Raw genomic sequence first — 19,700 nt, forward strand, 5'->3', positions numbered from 1 at the left:
GTCGGTGGACCGACGTCAAGGCCCCGGACCGGGCCGGGAAGAAGAGGCGATGAGCGGGGACGGGGACAACGGCGTCCGCACGGACGGGACGCAGCAGCGAGAGACGGGCGCGGCGAGGCACACGGCAGCGGGCGGCGCCACCGGCACCGCCACCCGCCTCCAGCGGCTCTTCGAGGGGCACCGGCTGACCCCCACCCAGCGCCGGATCGCCCACTGCATGGTGCGGCGGGCCGCCGACGCGCCCTTCCTCTCCAGCGTCGAACTGGCCGAACTGGCCGGCGTCAGCCAGCCGTCCGTCACCCGCTTCGCGGTCGCGCTCGGCTTCGACGGCTACCCGGCGCTGCGCCGCCACCTACGGGACGTCGCGCCCGCCGAGAAGCCCGCCGCCCCCGGCGCGCACAACGAGTACCAGCAGGCCGTCCAGGCGGAGATCGACAACCTCCGGCGCCTGGCCGAGGCGCTCGCCGACCCCGTGCCGGTCACCGAGGCCGGCCGGCTGCTCGCCGCCTCCCGCCCGCTGCCGGTGCTCGGGCTGCGGGCCGCCACCGCCCAGGCCGCCGGGTTCGTGTACTTCGCGCGGAAGGTCCACCCCGACGTCCGGCTGCTGGACGAGGGCGGCACCCTGCTCGCCGACCGCATCGACGCCGCGGTGCACGCCGGGGCCAGCGCCCTGCTGTGCTTCGCGCTGCCCCGTCATCCGCGTGAGGTCGTCGACGCCCTCGCCTACGCCCGCGGCGCCGGGCTCACCGTCGTCACCGTCGCGGACAGCGCCTTCGCGCCGGTCGCCCGCCACACCGACCTGCTCCTCCCGGCCCCGGTCGGCACCGGCCTGGCCTTCGACACCGCCTGCGCGCCGATGCTCCTGGGGCGCGTCCTGCTGGAGGCGATGTGCGACGACCTCCCGGACGCCCAGGCCCGCCTGGAGGAGTTCGACGCCAGGGCGGCGGAACGGGGACTGTTCGTGGAGTGAGGCCGGGGGCGGCTTCCGGGCTCCCGGCCCTGGGGCGGTTCCTCAGCCCAGGGCCAGTTTCCGCAGTTCGTCGGCGTGCTCGGCGCCGCTCTCCGCGGTGAGCTCCTCCAGGGACTGCGGGGTGCGGACGGTGGCGAAGCGGAACGTGTCGTCGGGGCCCGGCGCGTAGCCGTAGATGCCGGGCCTGGGCAGGGCGTTGTAGGCGAAGTGGGTGGAGAAGTAGTACGCGCCGGTGTCCAGCAGGGCGGTGTGGTCGCCGGACTCCAGCAGGGGCAGCGGGCGGTTCTCGGCGACCAGGTCGCCGGCGAAGCAGCACGGGCCGGCGATGTCCTGCGGTACCGGCGCCCCGTTCTTCGGGCGGCCCTTGGCGTCGTACGCCGCCACCCGGAGCGGCCAGGACGCGGGCGCGAAGACCGTGCGGGTGGCGACCTGGGCCCCGGCGTGGGTGACCGCGATCGGCCGGCCGCCGGCCCACTTCGCGTACTCCACCCGGGCCAGCACCATGCCGTGCTTGGCCAGCAGCGACCGCCCGAACTCGGTGACCAGGCCGTAGCGCCCGGAGAACAGGCCGGGCACGGCGGAGTGCAGCAGCGCGGCGTACTCGCGGTAGGTCGGGGTGACGGCGTCGGAGGAGAAGTTGACGGGCAGGCCGCCGCCGATGTCGAGGGTGGTGATCCGGCCGCCGCCGGCCTGCTCGTTGATCTCCTCGGCGAGGTCGTAGAGCGCCCGGACGCCCTCCGCCATCCGCTCCAGCGGCATGCCCTGGGAGCCGACATGGGCGTGCAGCCTGGTCAGCCACGGGCGGTCGAGGCAGGCCCGGACGACCCACTCGCGGGCGCCCGGGTCGCGCAGCGGGATGCCGAACTTGGAGGTGTCGGTGGCGGTGCTCATCGGGCCGATGCTGCCGCCGCCGATCTGCGGATTGACCCGCAGCCCGATCGGCGCGGTGGACGGGGCCGAGGCCATCATCCGGTCGATACGGGAGAGTTCCTCGTGGTTGTCGACGTTGACGGCGATGCCCAGGGCCAGCGCCTCGCGGAGCTCGGCGAGGGCCTTGGCGGGGGAGTCCAGGACGGTGTGCCGGGCCGGGACCCCGGCGGCCCGGGCCAGCGCCAGCTCGCCGGGGCTGGCCACCTCGCAGCCGATCCCCTCCTGGGCCAGCAGCCGCAGCACGGGCACCAGCGAGGCGGCCTTCACCGCGAACGCGTGCAGCACCGGTGTGCCCGGTGCGGTGAACTCCTCGAAGGCGGCCCGGAGTTCGGCCGCCGACCGGCGGACGCCGGCGACGTCGAGCAGCCCGGCCACCGGTTGGCCGGGACTGACCAGCCCCTGGGTGAGGGCTGCCTGGACGACGCGGTCTCGGTCCGTGAAGTTCATGAGTCAACTCCATCATTCGGCGGGGCCGTGCGCCATGGGCCGACGGGCCGTGCGGAGTGAAGGGGTGGTGGAGGGCCGGGGTGCACCTCGTGTCCGGGCGCCCCGGCTCCTCCACCACCCGGCTCTACGCCGTGGGGGCGCCGCTGAGCTGGGCCTTGTCCTGCCGGGCGGTCAGCCGGGAGCCGGACTCGCGGCGGGTCGCGCGGCGCAGCAGCGGGACGGCCAGAAGGAAGCCCAGGACGGCCCAGGCGGCCAGGACCAGGGCGACCGTCGGCAGCTGCCAGGAGCCGGCCGGTTCCGCGGCGCGGGCGGCGTCCGGCAGTAGGGCCGCACGCAGGCCCTGCGCCATCCACCGGAGCGGGAAGACCGACGCGATGTCCTGCACCAGTGCCGGCATCCGGGATATCGGGAACATCGCACCCGAGGTGATCAGCAGGCCCATCGAGGGCAGCATGATCAACGCCAGCGCCTCACGCGGATTGGGGAGCACCGCCCCGATCGCCGCGCCCAGCGGGACGACGGCGAGCAGACCGAGCGCGGTGACCCACAGCAGCGTCAGCCAGCCGACCGGGCCGTGCGGCAGCGGACCGTCCACCAGCACCGCGCCGACGCCCAGCAGGACCACCAGGGTGCCCACCGCCATGACCACGATCAGCAGCGACTTGGCGATGAGGTAGGCCGGTATGCCGCCGGGGGTGGCCCGCAGCCGCAGCAGGGTGCCCTCCTCGCGCTCGGTCACCAGGATCTGCGGGAGGTTGAGCAGGCCGATCTGGAACAGCAGGTACGCGGAGAAGCCGGCCAGGGTCAGATGCGCCATCGGGATCCGGGTGCCGGGCACGTCGTCGCTGATGAAGGTGGCGAGCAGCAGGGCCACCACCACGTTGCTGAGGTAGCCGGTCAACTCCTTGCGGTTGCGCAGCAGATGGCGCAGCTCGATGCCGCCGCGCCGGAAGCCCGCCTGCCAGGCGCGCAGCCGCGCGGGACGGGCCCCGCCCCCGCCGGTGCCGGAGCCGCGGCCCCCGGCCGCCGCCGCGCGACCCCGGTCCTCGACGCCCGGGCCGGTGTCCGTCGCCGTCGCCGTCATGTCCGTCCCCCTCATGCCGCGTCCGCCTTCCCCGTGCCGCCGTCGGCCGGCAGGCCGGTGCGGTGCTCGTCGTCGTGCTCGTCCCCGTCCTCGCCCCGCCCGTGCACCATGTGCAGGTAGGTGTCCTCCAGCGTCGGCCGGCGCACCTCCAGGTCGGCGATCGGCCCGGCCGCCTCCCGGTGCAGCTCCCACACCAGGCGGGACGGGTCGGCGGTGTGCTCGTGGCGCGGTGTGCCGTCGGCCGCCGTCCAGCGGACCTCGGCCTGGGCGGCGGCCCGCCGGGCCAGCTCGCTCGGGGTGCCGCAGGCCCGGATCCGGCCGTCGACCAGCATCGCTATCCGGTCGGCCAGCCGCTCGGCCTCGGCCAGATCATGGGTGGTCAGCAGGACCGTGACGCCCTCCTCGCGGGCCAGGCGCTCGACCAGGTCGTGGAAGTCGCGGCGCGCCGCGGGGTCGAAACCGGTGGTGGGCTCGTCCAGGAACAGCAGCTCGGGGCGGCCGACGATGCCGAGCGCGACGTCGAGCCGCCGGCGCTGGCCGCCGGAGAGCCGGTCGACGCGCTGCCGCGCCTGCCCGGTGAGGCCGACCAGATCCAGCAGCCCGGCCGGGTCGCGGGGGTCGGGGTAGTACGTCGCGAAGTGCGTCAGCAGCTCGGCGACCTGCCAGCGGCGGTGGTCGCGCCAGGACTGGAGGACCAGCCCGATCCGGCCGCGCCAGGCGTCGTCGCCGCGCGCCGGGTCCGACCCGAGGACGCGGACCTCGCCGGCGGACCGCTGCCGGAAGCCCTCCAGGATCTCGACGGTGGTGGTCTTGCCCGCGCCGTTCGGCCCGAGCAGGGCGAAGACCTCGCCGCGCCGGATGTCCAGCTCGACGCCCCGCAGGACGTCGGTGCTGCCGTAGGACATCCGCAGGTCACGGACCTCGACGACCGGCGCGGCGCCGGCCGGGGCGGTGGCTGGGGTGGTCATCGTGCTGCTCTCCGGGCGTGCGGTGGTGGTCATCGGCCGGCCTCCGCGTGATGCGGGGGCGTGGGGGCGGTCGCCGTGGTGCCCGCGCCCTCGACGATGGCGCGGAGGGCGGCGACATGGCCGTCGAAGGCGGTGCGGCCACGGGCCGTCAGCCGCACCTTGGTGCGCCGCTTGCGGCCGCCGCCCTCCTTGCGGATCTCCAGATACCCCGCCTCCTCCAGCGTGTGCAGCTGCTTGGAGAGCGCGGAGTCGCTGAGCGAGAGGCTGTCGCGGATGAACGGGAAGTCGGCCCATTCGGTGGCGGACAGCAGGGCCACCACGGACAGCCGGGTGGACGGGTGGATCAGTTCGTCGAAGCCTGAGGGAGTGCTCATCGGCCGGCCTCCTGATGAAGGGTCTTCTCCGGGCCGTTGCTCAGGGCGCGGCTCCGGAGCGGGCTGATCGCCCAGCGGTTGGTCGGCCCGGCGAACAGCACGAAGGCGCCGGCCGAGACCGTGGCCTGGATCAGGCTGCCGTAGGGCAGCGCCAGCCAGCGGGTCAGGAGGCCGGTCAGAAGGATCGTGCCGCCGCCGACGAGCGCGCCGGCGAACAGGGCGGCGACGCTGCGCCAGCTGTACCGCGAGCGGTGCAGCTTCACCCGGGGCCGGCGGCTGTAGACGACCAGCAAGGTGACCAGGATGCCGAGGTACGCGGCGAGGGTCAGCCAGATGCCCCACTTCGGGAGCTCCAGGCCCGTGCTGGCCAGGTAGACCCACATCACGGCTGCCACCAGGTACGTCGAGCGCCGGTCGCCGCCCGCGCAGCGCTCGACCTCGTCGTACACCCGCTCCTGAGGGACTCGGATGCGCTGGAGATCCTGCCAGGCCTGCTCGGCATCCACCGGTGTCGTCATGTCCTTCGCCTCCCCGTAAGACGTCGTGGACGGTCCGTCTCGGACGGTGCGGAGGATCGCCGGCGGCGCCCCCCCCGTTCAACTTTCCTGCTGGGAAAGCTAGCACTCGGCTTTCCCGGCGGGCAAGTTGAAAATCCCGCCTGGGGAAACTTCTCGCCACGCCCTGTTGACTAGCGGTATTCAGTGTCTCCAGACTGTGAATAGGTCAATCCACTTCGGAGTCAGGGAGGCACGGCCCATGTCGGGACCGCGACCCGTGCGGGCACCGCGCGGTACGGAGCTGAGCGCACGGGGATGGCAGCAGGAAGCCGCGCTGCGCATGCTGCAGAACAACCTCGACCCGGAGGTGGCCGAACATCCGGACCAGCTCGTGGTCTACGGCGGCACCGGCAAGGCCGCCCGTGACTGGCGCTCCTTCGACGCCATGGTGCGCACCCTGACCACGCTCAAGCAGGACGAGACGATGCTCGTCCAGTCCGGCAGGCCGGTCGGCGTGATGCAGACGCACGAGTGGGCGCCGCGGGTGCTGATCGCCAACTCCAACCTCGTCGGCGACTGGGCCAACTGGGAGGAGTTCCGCCGCCTGGAGGCCCTCGGCCTCACCATGTACGGCCAGATGACGGCCGGTTCGTGGATCTACATCGGCACCCAGGGCATCCTCCAGGGCACCTACGAGACCTTCGCGGCGGTCGCGGCGAAGAAGTTCGGCGGGACGCTGGCCGGCACCATCACCCTCACCGCCGGCCTCGGCGGCATGGGCGGCGCCCAGCCGCTCGCCGTCACCATGAACGACGGCGTCGCGATCTGCATCGACTGCGACCCGCGCGCCATCGAGCGCCGCATCGAGCACCGCTACCTCGACGTCAGGGCGGACAGCCTCCAGCACGCCCTCCAACTCGCCGTCGAGGCCCGCGACCAGCGCAAGCCGCTCTCCATCGGCCTGCTCGGCAACGCCGCGGAACTGCTGCCGCAGATGCTCGCCGAGGGCGCCCCGATCGACATCGTCACCGACCAGACCAGCGCCCACGACCCGCTCGCCTACCTGCCCGTCGGCATCGACTTCGCCGACATGGCGGCCTACGCGGCCGCGAAGCCCGCCGACTTCACCCAGCGCGCCCGCGAGTCGATGGCCAAGCACGTCGAGGCCATGGTCGGCTTCATGGACGCCGGCGCCGAGGTCTTCGACTACGGCAACTCCATCCGCGGAGAGGCCCAGCTCGCCGGCTACCAGCGGGCGTTCGCCTTCCCCGGTTTCGTCCCCGCCTACATCCGGCCGCTGTTCGCCGAGGGCAAGGGCCCGTTCCGCTGGGCGGCGCTCTCCGGCGACCCGGCCGACATCGCCGCCACCGACCGCGCCATCCTCGACCTCTTCCCCGAGAACGAGTCGCTGGCCCGCTGGATCAAGCTGGCGGGGGAGCGGGTCCACTTCCAGGGCCTGCCCGCCCGGATCTGCTGGCTCGGCTACGGCGAACGCGACAAGGCCGGCGAGCGGTTCAACGAGATGGTCGCCGACGGCACGCTGAAGGCCCCGCTGGCCATCGGCCGCGACCACCTCGACTGCGGCTCCGTCGCCTCCCCGTACCGCGAGACCGAGGCGATGAAGGACGGCTCCGACGCGATCGCCGACTGGCCGCTGCTCAACGCCATGGTCAACGTCGCCTCCGGCGCCTCCTGGGTCTCCCTGCACCACGGCGGCGGCGTCGGCATGGGCCGCTCGATCCACGCCGGACAGGTCACGGTCGCCGACGGCACCCCGCTGGCCGGCGAGAAGATCCGCCGGGTGCTCACCAACGACCCCGGTATGGGCGTCATCCGGCACGTCGACGCCGGCTACGAGCGCGCCGACGAGGTGGCCGCCGAGCGGGGCGTCCGCATCCCGATGCGCGAGGGCGAGGGCGCGTGACCTCCTCGTTCCACGAGATGTGGGAGGAGTTGCAGCCGCTCGGTCGCGACTCCTCCTCCGGGGGCTACCGCCGCTACGCCTGGACCGGCGCGGACACCGACTGCCGCGCGTGGTTCCGGGCCCAGGCCCAGGCCCGCGGGCTCGCCTACGAACTCGACCGCAACGGCAACCAGTGGGCCTGGCTCGGCGCGAGCACCGCCGGGGACGTGGCCCCCGGCGAGGCCGTCGTCACCGGCTCGCACCTGGACTCCGTCCCGGACGGCGGCGCCTTCGACGGCCCCCTCGGCGTGGTCTCCTCGTTCGCCGCGCTCGACGAACTCCGGGAGCGCGGGGCGGAGTTCGCCAAACCGCTGGCGATCGTCAACTTCGGCGACGAGGAGGGCGCCCGCTTCGGGCTCGCCTGCGTCGGCTCCCGGCTCTCCGCCGGCGCGCTGACCCTTGAGGACGCGCACCGCCTCCGCGACGGCGACGGCGTCAGCCTCCCGCAGGCCATGGAGCGCGCCGGCCACGACCCCGAGGCGATCGGCCCGGACCCCGAACGGCTCGCCGCCATCGGTGCGTTCGTCGAGCTCCACGTCGAGCAGGGCCGCGCCCTGGACCTCTCCGGGGACCCCGTCGGCATCGCCTCCGCCATCTGGCCGCACGGCCGCTGGCGGTTCGACTTCCGCGGCGAGGCCAACCACGCGGGCACCACGCGTCTTACGGACCGGCGCGACCCGATGCTCTCCTACGCCGCGACCGTGCTCGCCGCCCGCGAACAGGCCCGGCTGGCCGGCGCGCTGGCCACCTTCGGGAAGGTCAGCGTCGAGCCGAACGGCGTCAACGCCATCCCGTCCCTGGTGCGCGGCTGGCTGGACGCCCGCGCCGCCGGCCAGGACACCCTGGACACCGTGATCACCGGGATCGAGCGGGCGGCCGCCGAACGGGCCGCCCGCGACGGCGTCGACCTGGACGTCGTCCGGGAGTCCTTCACCCCCGTCGTGGAGTTCCAGCACGCCCTGCGCGACGCACTGTGCGCGATCCTCGGCGCCCGGGGCGAGCGGCCCGTGCCGGTCCTGGGCACCGGCGCGGGACACGACGCGGGTATTTTGTCCGCGACCGTGCCCACGGCCATGCTGTTCGTCCGCAACCCCACCGGTGTCTCGCACTCGCCCGCCGAAGCGGCCACCGAGGACGACTGCGTCGCCGGGGTCACCGCACTCGCCGACGTACTGGAGGGGCTGGCGTGCCGCTGACGCCGCAGGCAACACCGACGACGTACTGGCTCGAACACGCCTGGCTGGGCGCGCACGTCGAGTCCGGGGTGACCGTGGAGGTGGCGGACGGGCGGATCACGGCCGTCCGCACCGGGACCCCGGCACCCCCGCCGGGCGCCGAGGCCCTCCACGGGCTGACGCTCCCCGGCATGAGCAATACGCACAGCCACGCCTTCCACCGGGCCCTGCGCGGCACCGTCCAGGCGGACAGCGGCACCGGGGCACCTCCGCGGTCGCGGAGCCAAGCGCCGGTGGACGGCATGGGGCGTGCGCCGGATTCCTTCTGGACCTGGCGCGAGGTCATGTACGGAGTCGCCGACAAACTCACCCCGGACAGCTACTACGCCCTGGCCCGCGCCGTCTACGCCGAGATGGCGCTCGCCGGCATCACCTGCGTCGGTGAGTTCCACTACCTCCACCACGCGCCCGGCGGCACCCGCTACGACGACCCCAACGCCATGGGCCAGGCACTGATCGCGGCCGCCGCCGACGCCGGCATCCGGATCACCCTGCTCGACACCGCCTACCTCTCCGCCGGCTTCGGCGACCCGCCCAACCGGCACCAACTGCGCTTCTCCGACGGCACGGCGGACGCCTGGGCCGAGCGCGCCGACGCCCTCAAGGGCGCCGAGCACGCCCGGATCGGCGCCGCGATCCACTCCGTACGCGCCGTCCCCGCCGGGCAGTTGGGCACCGTCGCCGCCTGGGCCCGGCGGCGGCAGGCGCCGCTGCACGTCCACCTCTCCGAGCAGACCGCGGAGAACGACGCCTGCCGGGCCGCGCACGGCCGCACCCCCACCCAACTGCTCTCCGAGCACGGCGTGCTGGGCCCGCGCACCACGGCCGTGCACGCCACCCACCTCACCGACGAGGACATCGCCCTGCTCGGCGGCAGCACCACCGGCGTGTGCATGTGCCCGACCACCGAGCGGGACCTCGCCGACGGCATCGGCCCGGCCGTCCGACTCCAGGAGCAGGGCAGCGTGCTGAGCCTGGGCAGCGACAGCCACGCCGTCATCGACCTGTTCGAAGAGGCCCGCGCCATGGAGCTGAACGAGCGGCTGCGCACCCGCACCCGGGGCCACTGGACCGCCGCCGCACTGCTGCGCGCCGCCTCCGCCGACGGGCACGCGGCGCTCGGCTGGGACGACGCCGGCACCCTCGCCCCCGGCGCGCTCGCCGACCTCACCACGATCCGGCTGGACTCCGTCCGCACCGCCGGACCGCTGCCCCGGCTGGGCGCCGAGACGGCCGTATTCGCCGCCACCGCAGCCGATGTGCGGCACACCCTCGTGGGCGGCCGGTGGATCGTCCGCGACGGGACGCACACCGGCGTGCCCGACGTGCCCACCGCCCTCGCCGACGCCATCGCCGCCGTGCGCGGCTGACCCCTGACCGCCCCCCGCCCGGCCCGCGGACGAAGGAGAACACCCCCGCGATGACGACGACCTCCGCGCCGACCACCGCGATCACCCACATCGCCCAGCTCGTCACCAACGACCCCTCCCTCGGTGAAGGCCCCCTCGGTCTGCTCCAGGACGCCGCGGTCGTCATCGACGGCGACCGCATCGCCTGGGTCGGTCCCTCCAGCAAAACACCCGCCACTGACAACGCCGTCGACGCGGCCGGCCGCGCGGGCCTGCCCGGCTTCGTCGACTCCCACTCCCACCTGGTCTTCGCCGGCGACCGCACCGAGGAGTTCAACGCCCGGATGTCCGGGCGGCCTTACTCCGCCGGCGGCATCCGCACCACCGTCGCCGCCACCCGCGCCGCCGCCGACGACGCGCTGCACGCCAACGTCGCCCGCTATCTGGCCGAGGGCCTCCGCCAGGGCACCACCACCCAGGAGATCAAGTCCGGCTACGGCCTGACCGTCGAGGACGAGGCGCGGGCGGTGCGGATCGCCGCCGCCCACACCGACGAGGTGACCTTCCTGGGCGCCCACATCGTCTCGCCGGACTACGCCGACGACCCGGCCGGCTACGTCGAGCTGGTCACCGGCCCGATGCTGGACGCCTGCGCCCCGCACGCCCGTTGGGTGGACGTCTTCTGCGAGCGCGGCGCCTTCGACGGCGACCAGGCGCGCGCCATCCTCACCGCCGGCAAGGCCAAGGGGCTGGTGCCCCGGGTGCACGCCAACCAGCTCGGCCCCGGCCCCGGCGTCCAGCTCGCGGTCGAACTGGGCGCCGCCTCCGCCGACCACTGCACCCACCTCACCTCCGGCGACATCGACGCGCTGGCCCAGTCCGAGACCGTCGCCACGCTCCTCCCGGGCGCCGAGTTCTCCACCCGCGCCAAGTGGCCCGACGCCCGCCCGCTGCTCGACGCCGGCGCCGTCGTCGCGCTGTCCACCGACTGCAACCCCGGCTCGTCCTTCACCAGTTCCCTGCCGTTCTGCATCGCGCTGGCCGTCCGCGACATGGGGATGACGCCGGACGAGGCGGTGTGGGCGGCCACCGCGGGCGGCGCCCGGGCGCTGCGCCGCACCGACGTCGGCCGGATCAGCCCCGGCGCCCGCGCCGACCTGCTGCTGCTGGACGCCCCGTCCCATGTCCACCTCGCCTACCGGCCCGGTGTGCCGCTGGTGACGGACGTCTGGCACAAGGGCGTTCGCCTCTGAGCGGACGGCGCCGGCGCCGCCGCACGACGCACAGAGGGCCCGTCCCGGAGGCATCCGGGGCGGGCCCTCGTGTGCACGGGCGCCGGCCGGCCGCACGGGCCGGCCCCGACCGCGGGGGGCTACTCCTCGACCATCAGGCCCCTGCGGAGCCGGACGAGGGTGCGGGAGAGCAGCCGGGAGACGTGCATCTGGGAGATGCCCAGCTCCTCGCCGATCTCGGACTGCGTCATGTTGGCGACGAACCGCAGCGAGAGGATCTTCCGGTCCCGCGAGGGCAGTTCGGCGATCAGCGGCTTCAGCGACTCGACGTACTCGATGCCTTCGAGGCCGTGGTCCTCGTAGCCGATCCGGTCCGCCAGCGCGCCTTCGCTGTCGTCCTCCTCGGGCTGGGCGTCCAGCGAGCTCGCGGTGTAGGCGTTGCTCGCGGCCATCCCCTCGACGACCTCGTCCTTGGTGAGGCCGAGGCGTTCGGCGAGTTCACCGACCGTGGGTGCCCGGTCCAGCTTCTGCGCCAGTTCGTCGCCGGCCTTGGCCAGGTCCAGGCGGAGCTCCTGGAGGCGCCGGGGAACCCGCACCGACCAACTGGTGTCGCGGAAGAAGCGCTTGATCTCGCCGACGATGGTCGGCATCGCGAACGTCGGGAATTCGACGCCGCGGCTGAGCTCGAAACGGTCGATGGCCTTGATCAGACCGATGGTGCCGACCTGGACGATGTCCTCCATCGGCTCGCTGCGGGAGCGGAACCGGGAGGCCGCGAACTTCACCAGCGCGAGGTTCAGTTCGACCAGTGTGTTGCGGACGTAGGCGTATTCGTGGGTGCCTTCTTCCAGCGATTCCAGGCGCTCGAAGAGGGTTTTCGACAGGGCCCTGGCATCCACCGGACCCACTTCGTCGAACGGAGGGATCTCGGGCAGGCCGTCGAGGTCGGACACGCTCACCGGCTCGGTTGCCGCGGCGCGCATTTGGGAAGGGATGTGTCCGGTCTCAGCGGACCGGAGTGTCGACGATGCGGGGATCTGCGCGTCCTCGGTACGCAATTCGTCGAGCCGGGGTGACATGTGTCTCCTCCATCGTTCTCGGCATATGGCTGCCGAAGCCTCTGCGTGAAGCTGCGGTGTGCGGCGCCTCCAAAGCCGGCCGTTTTGAATGTGTCCTTCTACGCCTACCTGGCTTCGATGGAAGAAGGCAAGTGCGTGATGCCGGCAATCAGGCGTTATGCCCTTTCTGCGGCTACCGGCGGGCGTCAGGAAGGCGTAGGGTTCGACGCGCGCAGTCATGAGCAATGTCATCACCGAAAACAGTCGTCTAGGCAGCAAAAGGGGTGCGCTCGCATGGACCGCGGGACGGTCGGCAGTGCAAGCCGGGGTCGGCTTCACGTCGAGATCCGCCATCACGGCGCCAGCGCGGTCGTGACCGTCGCCGGTGAGCTGGATCACCACACGGCGGATCTGCTGCGGGAATCACTGGAGGGCTGCGTCGACGACGGGTACGCACGCCTCGTGGTGGACTGCTCACGCCTGGACTTCATGGACTCCACCGGTCTGAACGTGCTGCTCGGCGCCCGGCTCAAGGCCGAGGCCGCGGGGGGCGGTGTCCATCTGGCCGGAATGCAGCCGGTGGTGGCCCGGGTGTTCGAGATCACCGGCGCGGAGGCGGTCTTCACGGTGCACGACTCACTCGACGCGGCCCTGGCCGACTGACCGGCCGGGAAGTCCGGAAGGATGCGTTCCGGGCGCGTAGTCGGTGTCACAACTTCCGTACCCAAGAAGTGGGTGTTCTCGCGGTCCGGTCGGGCAGGAGACACCTGAATCCGTTGAATCAGTCAGTTAACTGTTGTCCGTGAACAGGCGAATCGGTGAGGTGAAGCGCTGATGAGCACCACCCGGCCGTACCCGCCGGGCGATCTCGGCCCGGAGCCAGGTGGCGCAGGCGCTTCCGCCGACGCCCCGGCAGGCCAGATCCGCCGGCTCCGCCTGGCGGGCACCCGGGGCGCTGTGGCGCGGGCCCGCGACTTCGCCCGTGAGGCGCTGCACGACTGGGGCTGGCTCCCGGCCGCCACCGCCGATCAGCGGGCCGCGGCCGAGGACGTGCTGCTCGTCGTCTCCGAACTGGTCACCAACGCCTGCCTGCACGCCGAGGGCCCCGAGGAGCTGCGGCTGCGCTGCGCGGCCAAGGTGCTCCGCCTGGAGGTCAGCGACCTGGGCGCGGGCTCGCCGGCGCCGCGCAGTCCGCACCGCCCCGGGCGCCCCGGCGGCCACGGCATGTTCATCGTGCAGCGGCTGTGCCTGGACTGGGGCGTGGTGCGCAACGCCGAGGGCGCGGGCAAGACCGTCTGGGCGGAGCTGGCCGCACCGTCCTGAAGTCGTGGCGCGGCGCCAGTCGTTGAGCGCGGGCCGGCAGGCCCGCGCTCCGTCGTGTCCGGGGCCGGTCCGCGGCCGGGGAGCGCCGCCGCGCGGACCGATCCGGCCGGTGCCGCGTATCGGGGCCGTGCTGTGCCTTCCCTCGGCAACCTCCCGGGCGTACCTTGACGCCCAATCTGATGTGCCGTCAGCAACGTTCGGCGGCGCGCATCCGGGAGAAGGGGAACTCAAGGTGGCCCGCTTCCACGCACAGCACGGCAGGCGGCCGCGGCGGGCGGCCGGGCTGGCCGCGGCCACGGCGGCGGCCGGTTCCGCGGTGCTGCTCACCGCACCCGCCGCGCACGCCGAGGTCGTCGACGTCAACTACCAGTGCCGGACACCGATCGGCAACAAGGGGGCGGTCTCGCCCATCGACATCAAGGGGACGCCCAGCGGGAGTTCCTACACCCTGGTGATGTCCTTCGAGAAGGGCGTCTCCTCCAGCCCCGTCGAACTGGGCAAGGGCGCCATGAAGCCCAGCGCGCTGATCCGGCTCGGCGGCGCGGAGAGCGGCACCGTGCCGGTCACCGGGCCGCCCAACGACCAGGCGATACCGGCCAACACCCCGATCAAGATCAGCGATCTGAGCGGGACGTACACCCCGAAGGCCACCGGCAAGGTCACCTTCACCGCCGCCACGCTCACCATCAAGGCGCTGGGCACCACCACCACCTGCACGCCGAGCAACCATCCCCAGCCCGCACTGACCCTGGACGTCAAGGGCTCCGGCGGCACCAGCGGCGGCGCCGCGGCGGGCGGTTCGTCCGGCGGCGGCCGGCTGCCGCAGACCGGCCCGGCCGACTCCGCCCTCGCGCTGGGCACCCTCGGCGGCACCGTCCTGCTGGCCGGCGCGGCCGGAGTGCTCTGGCTGACCCGCCGTCACCAACGGGCCTGAACCTCGACCGGGAGCCGCCGATGCCGTCCCGTCCCCGCACCGCGGCCACCGGCGCGGCCCTCGCGGCCGCCGCCGTCCTGCTGTGCCCCGCGGCGGCCGAGGCCCGGCCGCCCGCCCCCGCCGCACCGAGCTGGTCCGCCGCGCCCACCGGCCCCGCCCGCACGTCCTTCTACCTGGAGGGACCGCCGGGCACCGCCCTCACCGACCGGCTCGCCGTCCGCAACCCCTCCGGGCGGCCGGTCACCGTACGGCTGGCCGGCGCCGGCGGGGACGGCGCCGGCGCCTGGCTCGCCCTCGCGCCGGACCGGGTGACGGTGCCGCCGCGGACCCGGGCGAGCGTGCCGTTCACCGTCGCGGTACCGCGCGACGCCGCCCCCGGCAGCCACCCCGGCACCCTCACCGTCACCGACGGCACCCCCGGCGCACCGACGCGGATACCGCTGCGGCTGCGGGTGACCGGGCCCACGCTGTCCGCGCTCACCGTCGAGCATCTCGCGGTGATCCGGCGGGGCGCCGCCGCGGTGATCCGCTACACCCTCGTCAACCGCGGCAACACCGCCCTGCGGCCGCGGCTCGCCCTCCGCGCCGACGGCCTCTTCGGGCCGCTGCTGCGCCGGCCCGCCCGCCCCCTGCCGGGCGTCCTCGGGCCCGGCGCCCGCACCGACCGGACCGAGACCTGGCCCGATCCGCCCGCCCTGGACGCGGTGGACGTCACGCTCACCGCGACCGCGGCGGGCGGTGCGCAGGACACCGCCACCGCCGGCTACACCACCGTCCCCTGGGGCGCGGGCGCCGCGCTGCTGCTTCTCGCGGCCGGCGGGGGCGGCGGGGCGGTGCGGTGGCGCCGGCGCCGTACCGCCCGCGCGGCGGCCACCGGCGGGGCGGTGCCCGACGGCGGGTGCGCCGGCCCGCCCGAACGGCCCGGCGCGCGGCCGGCCGGCGGCGCCCGCCCGGCACCGGAACCGGCACGACCGCGCACGGCCGCGACGACCACGACGACCACGACGGCCGCGACGACGGGATCGGGGGTGCGCGCGTGAACGGGGCGAAGGGGCACGGCGGGACGGTGCGGTCCGCGGCGCACGGCACGCGGAGACGGCCGCGGACCGGCCGGCGGACCGGCCGGCGGACCGCCCGCCGGCGCCGCCCGGCCGCCCTGCTCGCGGCCCTCGCCCTGGCCCTGCTGCCGGTCCTGCTCCCGGCCCTGGCACCCGGACTCCCGCTGTCGGCGGCGAGCGCCGCCCCGGCCGGTGACCCGCCGTCCGCGGCGGTCTCCCCGAAGGAGACCGGCGCCGGCGGCCATGTCACCGTCACCGGGCGGGGCTGGCGCCCGCACGCCCTGCTGACGCTGCTGATCTGCGGACAGAACATGATCGGCGGCACCAACTCCTGCGCCAACGGCGACGGTCGGACCGTCACCACCGACGACCACGGCGCGTTCCGCCTGGCGCTCCCGGTGGCCGAACCGCCCAAGCCCTGCCCCTGTGTGGTGCACGTGGCGACCGCGACCGGACCGGCGGCCGCCGCGGACGCCGCGTTCAAGGTGGCCGGGCACCCGGTCGCGCCGCTGCCGCAGGACGTCAGCGCCGGCCGGCTGGCCGTCCTGGCGCAGCCCCGGCTGACCGGCAGCAGCGGACTGCTCACCTGGTTCGGCGCCCCGCCGCAGCGCGAACTGGCCGTCACCGTGGGCAACTTGGGGTCGGGGCCGGCCAAGGACCCGGTCTTCCAGGTCGGCACCTCGCACGGCGTCTTCGCGCCCAAGTGGGAGGACCAGCAGTGGCGCGGCACCGTCCCCGCCGGACGGCGGGCCGAGGTCCGGCTCCCGGTGGAACTGGCCGCCGGGGCCCACGGGGACTACCTGGTCTCCCTCAAGTACGGCGGCCGACTGCTGGTCGAGCAGCCGTGGGAGGTCGGCCGCCCCTGGGGCGTGACGCTCTTCTGGGTGCTGCTGTGCGTGGTCGTCCCCACGGCGGTGTTCCGGATCGGGATGACGGTCGTCGACCGCGTCCGGCCGCACCACCCCGGTACGGACGCCCGCCACCGGAGCGCCCCGCGCCCCCGGCGGGCCGGGAAGGCCGCACCGCACCGGCCCGCCACGGGCCCCGGCACCGGCGCCCCGCCGGACGGCACCACCGCACTGCCCTGGTTCACCCCGGACACCGCACCGTCCACCACAGCAACCGAACGGCCCCCGTCGAAAGGTTCCGCGTGATGACGTTGACGAGACCGCCCCGGCCGACCGGGCGACGCAGGAGAGCGGGCATGGCCGCGGCGGCCGCACTGGCGCTCGCGGCGGCGGGCGTGGTCACCGCCTCCGGGACCGCCCAGGCGGCCGGGGTGGCATACAAGACGGAGTGCCAGCCGCCGCCGATCTCGGGGCTGCCGCCCGTCGAGGGCACCACCGAGGTCGAGGTGAGCGCGCCCGCCACCGCCAAGGTCGGGGACACGGTGGAGGTGGTCTGGACGACGGTCCAGGCGGCCTCCCCCAACCCCGGCATCATCGATCTGGCCCAGGACACCGTCCGGCCCTCCGGGACGCTCAAAATCGCCGGGGCGCAGACCGGGGACGTCGCGATGCAGGGCCCGCGGCAGAACCCGCCGATCCCGAAGAACAGCCCGATGAAGCTGTCCGCCATGAAGGGCACGCTCAAGCTCACCGCCCCCGGAGAGGTCACGCTGACGCCCGGCGGGTACACCATCAACGTCAGCCAGCCGATCTCCACGGACACCGTCTGCACGCCCAAGGAGGCGGTGCGCGCCGGGGCCACCATCAAGGTGACGGACGGCGGGGGCGGCACCGCCGGCGGAACGGGCAGCGGCGGGACGACCGCCGGCGGCACGAGCACGGGCGGCACGAGCACGGGTGGTACGAGCACGGGCGGCACCGGCTCCGGCGGTGCGACCACGAGCGGCGGCACCACCTCCTCAGGGGGCACCGGCTCCTCCGGCGGTACGGGCGGAACCGGCGGCACGGGCGGAACCGGCGGTTCCAGCACCTCCGGCGGTACCGGCGGCGACCCCGACGGCACCGCGTACAAGGGCAAGGAGGTGCCGGTCCCCTACGCCTGCAAGACGCCCATCGGCGACAAGAAGGCGACCTCGCCGGTCCAGATCAACGGCGTCAAGAAGGGCGGCGGTTACGCCCTGACGGTGCACTTCGCCAAGTCCGTCATGGACAGCCCGGCGGACATCCCCAAGGGCGCGGTCAAACCGTCGATGGCGGTGAAGGTGGGCGGCGACGACAAGGGCACCGTCCCGGTGACCGGTCCCACCAACGCCCAGCCGATCAAGTCCGGCCAGCCCATCGAGATCCCCGACCTCACGGGCACCTACACCCCCGGTGCCACCGGCAAGGCCACGCTCACCCCGGGCGTCCTCACCGTCAACGCCCTGGGGACGACCACCACCTGCACCCCGGAGAAGGACCCCGGCGCCTCGCTCACCCTGGACACCGCGGCCCAGCCCGGCGGCACCTCGGGCGGCTCGGCGGGCGGCACGTCCACCTCGGGCGGCTCGGCGGGCGGGTCCGCGGCGTCCGGCGGCAGCAGCGGCGGCAGCAGCGGCGGGGGCCTCGCCCAGACCGGCGCCGCCGACCACGGCGCGCTGACCGCCCTCGGCACGCTCGCCGGCACCGTCGTGCTGCTCGGCACCGCGGTCCTCGGCCTGGGCCGCTACGGGTGGGGCGCCTTCGCCTCGCGGCGGCCGCGCCGATGACCCCGTAACGCCCGCCCCGGCATGCGGAAGGGCCCGGCACGCACCAGCGCGCCGGGCCCTTCACCGCTTGGTCAGGGGCGGCTCAGTGCACGTCCCCCATGAGCGGGGTGATCTTCTTGCGGTACATGAAGACCGCGACACCGGCCAGGGTGGCGAGGACGGCCTCGGTGACCAGCACCCCCGTCCCGCTGAGGTCCGCACCGGCGATGGAGACCAGGGAGATGACGCTGTCGCCCGCGGTGACCGCGAGGAACCAGACGCCCATCATCTGGCTGGCGTACTTCTGCGGGGCCAGCTTCGTGGTCACCGACAGACCGACGGGGGACAGGCACAGCTCGCCCATCGTCTGCAGGCCGTAGACCGTGATCAGCCACATCGGGCTGACCTTGGTGCCGTCGGAGGACATCGCGATCGGCAGGAGGAAGAAGAAGTACGAGGCGCCGACCAGCACCATCGCCATGGCGAACTTCACCGGCGTGCTGGGCTCGCGGTTGCGGCGGGCCAGCGCCAGCCACATCGAGGCGAAGATCGGGGCCAGGGCCAGCACCCACACCGGGTTGACCGACTGCAGCCACGAGGACGGGAAGCCCAGGCCGAAGACCGTCTCCGCGGTGTTCTTCTCGGCGAAGACGTTCAGCGTCGAACCGGCCTGGTCGAAGATCATCCAGAAGATCGCGGCGGCGAAGAAGAACCACAGGTAGCCACTGACCTTGGCCTGCTCGGTCGAGCTCAGCTCCTTGTCCCGCTTGATGCGCAGCAGCACCACGCAGGGGACGCAGATGCCGATGACGGCCAGCGGGATCAGCGCCCAGTTGAGCGTGAACTGGCCGGTGCCCACGACGATGCCGTAGAAGACCGCCGCGACCAGCGCCCAGATCAGGCCCTTGCGCAGCCAGCCGTTGCGCTCCTGGACGGTGAGCGGGGTCGGCACCTGGTGGCTCTTGGCGTCCAGGTGGCGGGTGCCGATCAGGAACTGGACCAGACCCAGCGCCATACCCAGCGCCGCGGTCGCGAAGCCCAGGTGCCAGTTGACGCTCTGGCCGATGCCCCCGACAACCAGCGGCGCGAACATGGAGCCGAGGTTGATGCTCATGTAGAAGACGGTGAAACCACCGTCCCGGCGCGGGTCCTTCGGGCCGTCGTAGAGGTGGCCCACCATCGTGGAGATGTTGGACTTCAGCAGGCCGGAGCCGCACGCCACCATCGCCAGGCCGACGAAGAAGGTCTGCCCGGGGATCGCCAGGACCGCGTGGCCCGCGATGACCACGGACGAACCGACGATCACCGTCTTGCGGGGGCCCCAGACCCGGTCGCCGAACCAGCCGCCGGGCATGGCGAGCAGGTAGACCAGGGCCATGTAGACGGCGTAGATCGCCGTGGCGGAGGCGGCCGTCATGGCCAGGCCGCCGCCCTGGGAGCCCACCTTGGCGTCCGCCCCACCGGAGATCAGGTACAGGACGAGCAGGGCGCGCATGCCGTAGAAGCTGAAGCGCTCCCACATCTCGGTCATGAAGAGAGTGGCCAGGCCGCGGGGGTGGCCGAAGAAGGTCTTGCCGCCGCTGGCAGGGGTTCCCTGCTCGGCCGCGCCCTTCGTCAGGCTGGACGCCATGGTGGTTCCTATG

At 73.9% G+C, this 19,700-nt stretch carries 18 protein-coding genes; 11 read left to right on the top strand and 7 right to left on the bottom strand.

The genetic code is table 11. From position 1 onward, the window contains the following. Positions 1 to 49: 49 nt before the first annotated feature. Positions 50 to 970: a MurR/RpiR family transcriptional regulator gene (locus ACIQE0_RS34760; protein ID WP_366338518.1), complete on the top strand. Its 921-nt coding sequence runs from the start codon at positions 50 to 52 to the stop codon at positions 968 to 970. A 42-nt stretch (positions 971 to 1,012) separates the two neighbouring features. Here ACIQE0_RS34760 and ACIQE0_RS34765 read toward each other — a convergent pair whose 3' ends face one another. The 5 genes from ACIQE0_RS34765 to ACIQE0_RS34785 form a co-directional block, all read right to left on the bottom strand. Further along, positions 1,013 to 2,347, bottom strand: coding sequence for a diaminopimelate decarboxylase (locus ACIQE0_RS34765; RefSeq protein WP_402339435.1), 1,335 nt, complete (start codon positions 2,345 to 2,347; stop codon positions 1,013 to 1,015). Between the two features lie 124 nt (positions 2,348 to 2,471). Beyond that, a complete protein-coding gene (locus ACIQE0_RS34770; protein WP_402339438.1) occupies positions 2,472 to 3,431 on the bottom strand; it encodes an ABC transporter permease in 960 nt (319 codons plus the stop codon). 11 nt (positions 3,432 to 3,442) lie between these two features. Continuing rightward, complete coding sequence (locus ACIQE0_RS34775) at positions 3,443 to 4,432, bottom strand: ABC transporter ATP-binding protein (RefSeq protein ID WP_402339441.1); 990 nt, start codon at positions 4,430 to 4,432, stop codon at positions 3,443 to 3,445. Beyond that, the gene (locus tag ACIQE0_RS34780) at positions 4,429 to 4,773 is read right to left on the bottom strand and encodes a transcriptional regulator (protein WP_366338524.1); all 345 of its coding nucleotides are present in this window, start codon (positions 4,771 to 4,773) and stop codon (positions 4,429 to 4,431) included. The genes ACIQE0_RS34775 and ACIQE0_RS34780 overlap by 4 nt, the downstream gene beginning before the upstream one ends. Further along, a complete protein-coding gene (locus ACIQE0_RS34785) occupies positions 4,770 to 5,291 on the bottom strand; it encodes a hypothetical protein (RefSeq protein ID WP_366338526.1) in 522 nt (173 codons plus the stop codon). The genes ACIQE0_RS34780 and ACIQE0_RS34785 overlap by 4 nt, the downstream gene beginning before the upstream one ends. Positions 5,292 to 5,529: 238 nt before the next feature. Here ACIQE0_RS34785 and hutU point away from each other — a divergent pair, with 238 nt between their 5' ends. From hutU to hutI, 4 genes are read left to right on the top strand one after another with little or no spacing between them, the layout of a single operon-like run. Further along, complete coding sequence (gene hutU, locus ACIQE0_RS34790) at positions 5,530 to 7,194, top strand: urocanate hydratase (protein WP_366338528.1); 1,665 nt, start codon at positions 5,530 to 5,532, stop codon at positions 7,192 to 7,194. Further along, a complete protein-coding gene (locus ACIQE0_RS34795; RefSeq protein WP_402339444.1) occupies positions 7,191 to 8,429 on the top strand; it encodes an allantoate amidohydrolase in 1,239 nt (412 codons plus the stop codon). Before hutU ends, ACIQE0_RS34795 begins: the two co-directional genes overlap by 4 nt. After that, positions 8,420 to 9,838, top strand: coding sequence for a formimidoylglutamate deiminase (locus ACIQE0_RS34800; protein ID WP_366338530.1), 1,419 nt, complete (start codon positions 8,420 to 8,422; stop codon positions 9,836 to 9,838). Before ACIQE0_RS34795 ends, ACIQE0_RS34800 begins: the two co-directional genes overlap by 10 nt. A gap of 50 nt (positions 9,839 to 9,888) precedes the next feature. Further along, the gene (hutI, locus tag ACIQE0_RS34805) at positions 9,889 to 11,070 is read left to right on the top strand and encodes an imidazolonepropionase (protein WP_366338532.1); all 1,182 of its coding nucleotides are present in this window, start codon (positions 9,889 to 9,891) and stop codon (positions 11,068 to 11,070) included. Positions 11,071 to 11,189: 119 nt separating this feature from the next. Here the strand turns inward: hutI and ACIQE0_RS34810 are convergent, their stop codons facing one another. After that, on the bottom strand, positions 11,190 to 12,032 hold the full coding sequence (locus ACIQE0_RS34810; RefSeq protein WP_402339448.1) for an RNA polymerase sigma factor SigF: 843 nt from the start codon (positions 12,030 to 12,032) through the stop codon (positions 11,190 to 11,192). Between the two features lie 369 nt (positions 12,033 to 12,401). Here ACIQE0_RS34810 and ACIQE0_RS34815 point away from each other — a divergent pair, with 369 nt between their 5' ends. The 6 genes from ACIQE0_RS34815 to ACIQE0_RS34840 all read left to right on the top strand — a co-directional run bounded on the left by ACIQE0_RS34815 (position 12,402) and on the right by ACIQE0_RS34840 (position 18,078). Further along, positions 12,402 to 12,770 (top strand): STAS domain-containing protein, encoded by a 369-nt coding sequence (locus tag ACIQE0_RS34815; protein WP_366338536.1) that lies wholly within the window; start codon positions 12,402 to 12,404, stop codon positions 12,768 to 12,770. A 171-nt stretch (positions 12,771 to 12,941) separates the two neighbouring features. Next, complete coding sequence (locus ACIQE0_RS34820; protein ID WP_366338538.1) at positions 12,942 to 13,430, top strand: ATP-binding protein; 489 nt, start codon at positions 12,942 to 12,944, stop codon at positions 13,428 to 13,430. A gap of 232 nt (positions 13,431 to 13,662) precedes the next feature. After that, positions 13,663 to 14,364 (top strand): LPXTG cell wall anchor domain-containing protein, encoded by a 702-nt coding sequence (locus tag ACIQE0_RS34825; RefSeq protein ID WP_366338540.1) that lies wholly within the window; start codon positions 13,663 to 13,665, stop codon positions 14,362 to 14,364. Positions 14,365 to 14,384: 20 nt separating this feature from the next. Further along, positions 14,385 to 15,404, top strand: coding sequence for a hypothetical protein (locus ACIQE0_RS34830; RefSeq protein WP_402339452.1), 1,020 nt, complete (start codon positions 14,385 to 14,387; stop codon positions 15,402 to 15,404). Positions 15,405 to 15,520: 116 nt separating this feature from the next. Beyond that, positions 15,521 to 16,576 carry a hypothetical protein gene (locus ACIQE0_RS34835; RefSeq protein ID WP_402339531.1) on the top strand — a complete coding sequence of 352 codons (1,056 nt, stop codon included), beginning with the start codon at positions 15,521 to 15,523 and terminating at the stop codon, positions 16,574 to 16,576. 50 nt (positions 16,577 to 16,626) lie between these two features. Further along, a complete protein-coding gene (locus ACIQE0_RS34840) occupies positions 16,627 to 18,078 on the top strand; it encodes a hypothetical protein (protein ID WP_402339455.1) in 1,452 nt (483 codons plus the stop codon). A gap of 82 nt (positions 18,079 to 18,160) precedes the next feature. On the opposite strand, the gene ACIQE0_RS34845 is transcribed toward ACIQE0_RS34840, so the two are convergent. Further along, complete coding sequence (locus ACIQE0_RS34845; RefSeq protein ID WP_366338546.1) at positions 18,161 to 19,687, bottom strand: oligopeptide:H+ symporter; 1,527 nt, start codon at positions 19,685 to 19,687, stop codon at positions 18,161 to 18,163. Positions 19,688 to 19,700: the final 13 nt, after the last annotated feature.

It is taken from the genome of Streptomyces sp. NPDC093097 (genome assembly GCF_044754325.1).
GTDB lineage: Bacteria > Actinomycetota > Actinomycetes > Streptomycetales > Streptomycetaceae > Streptomyces.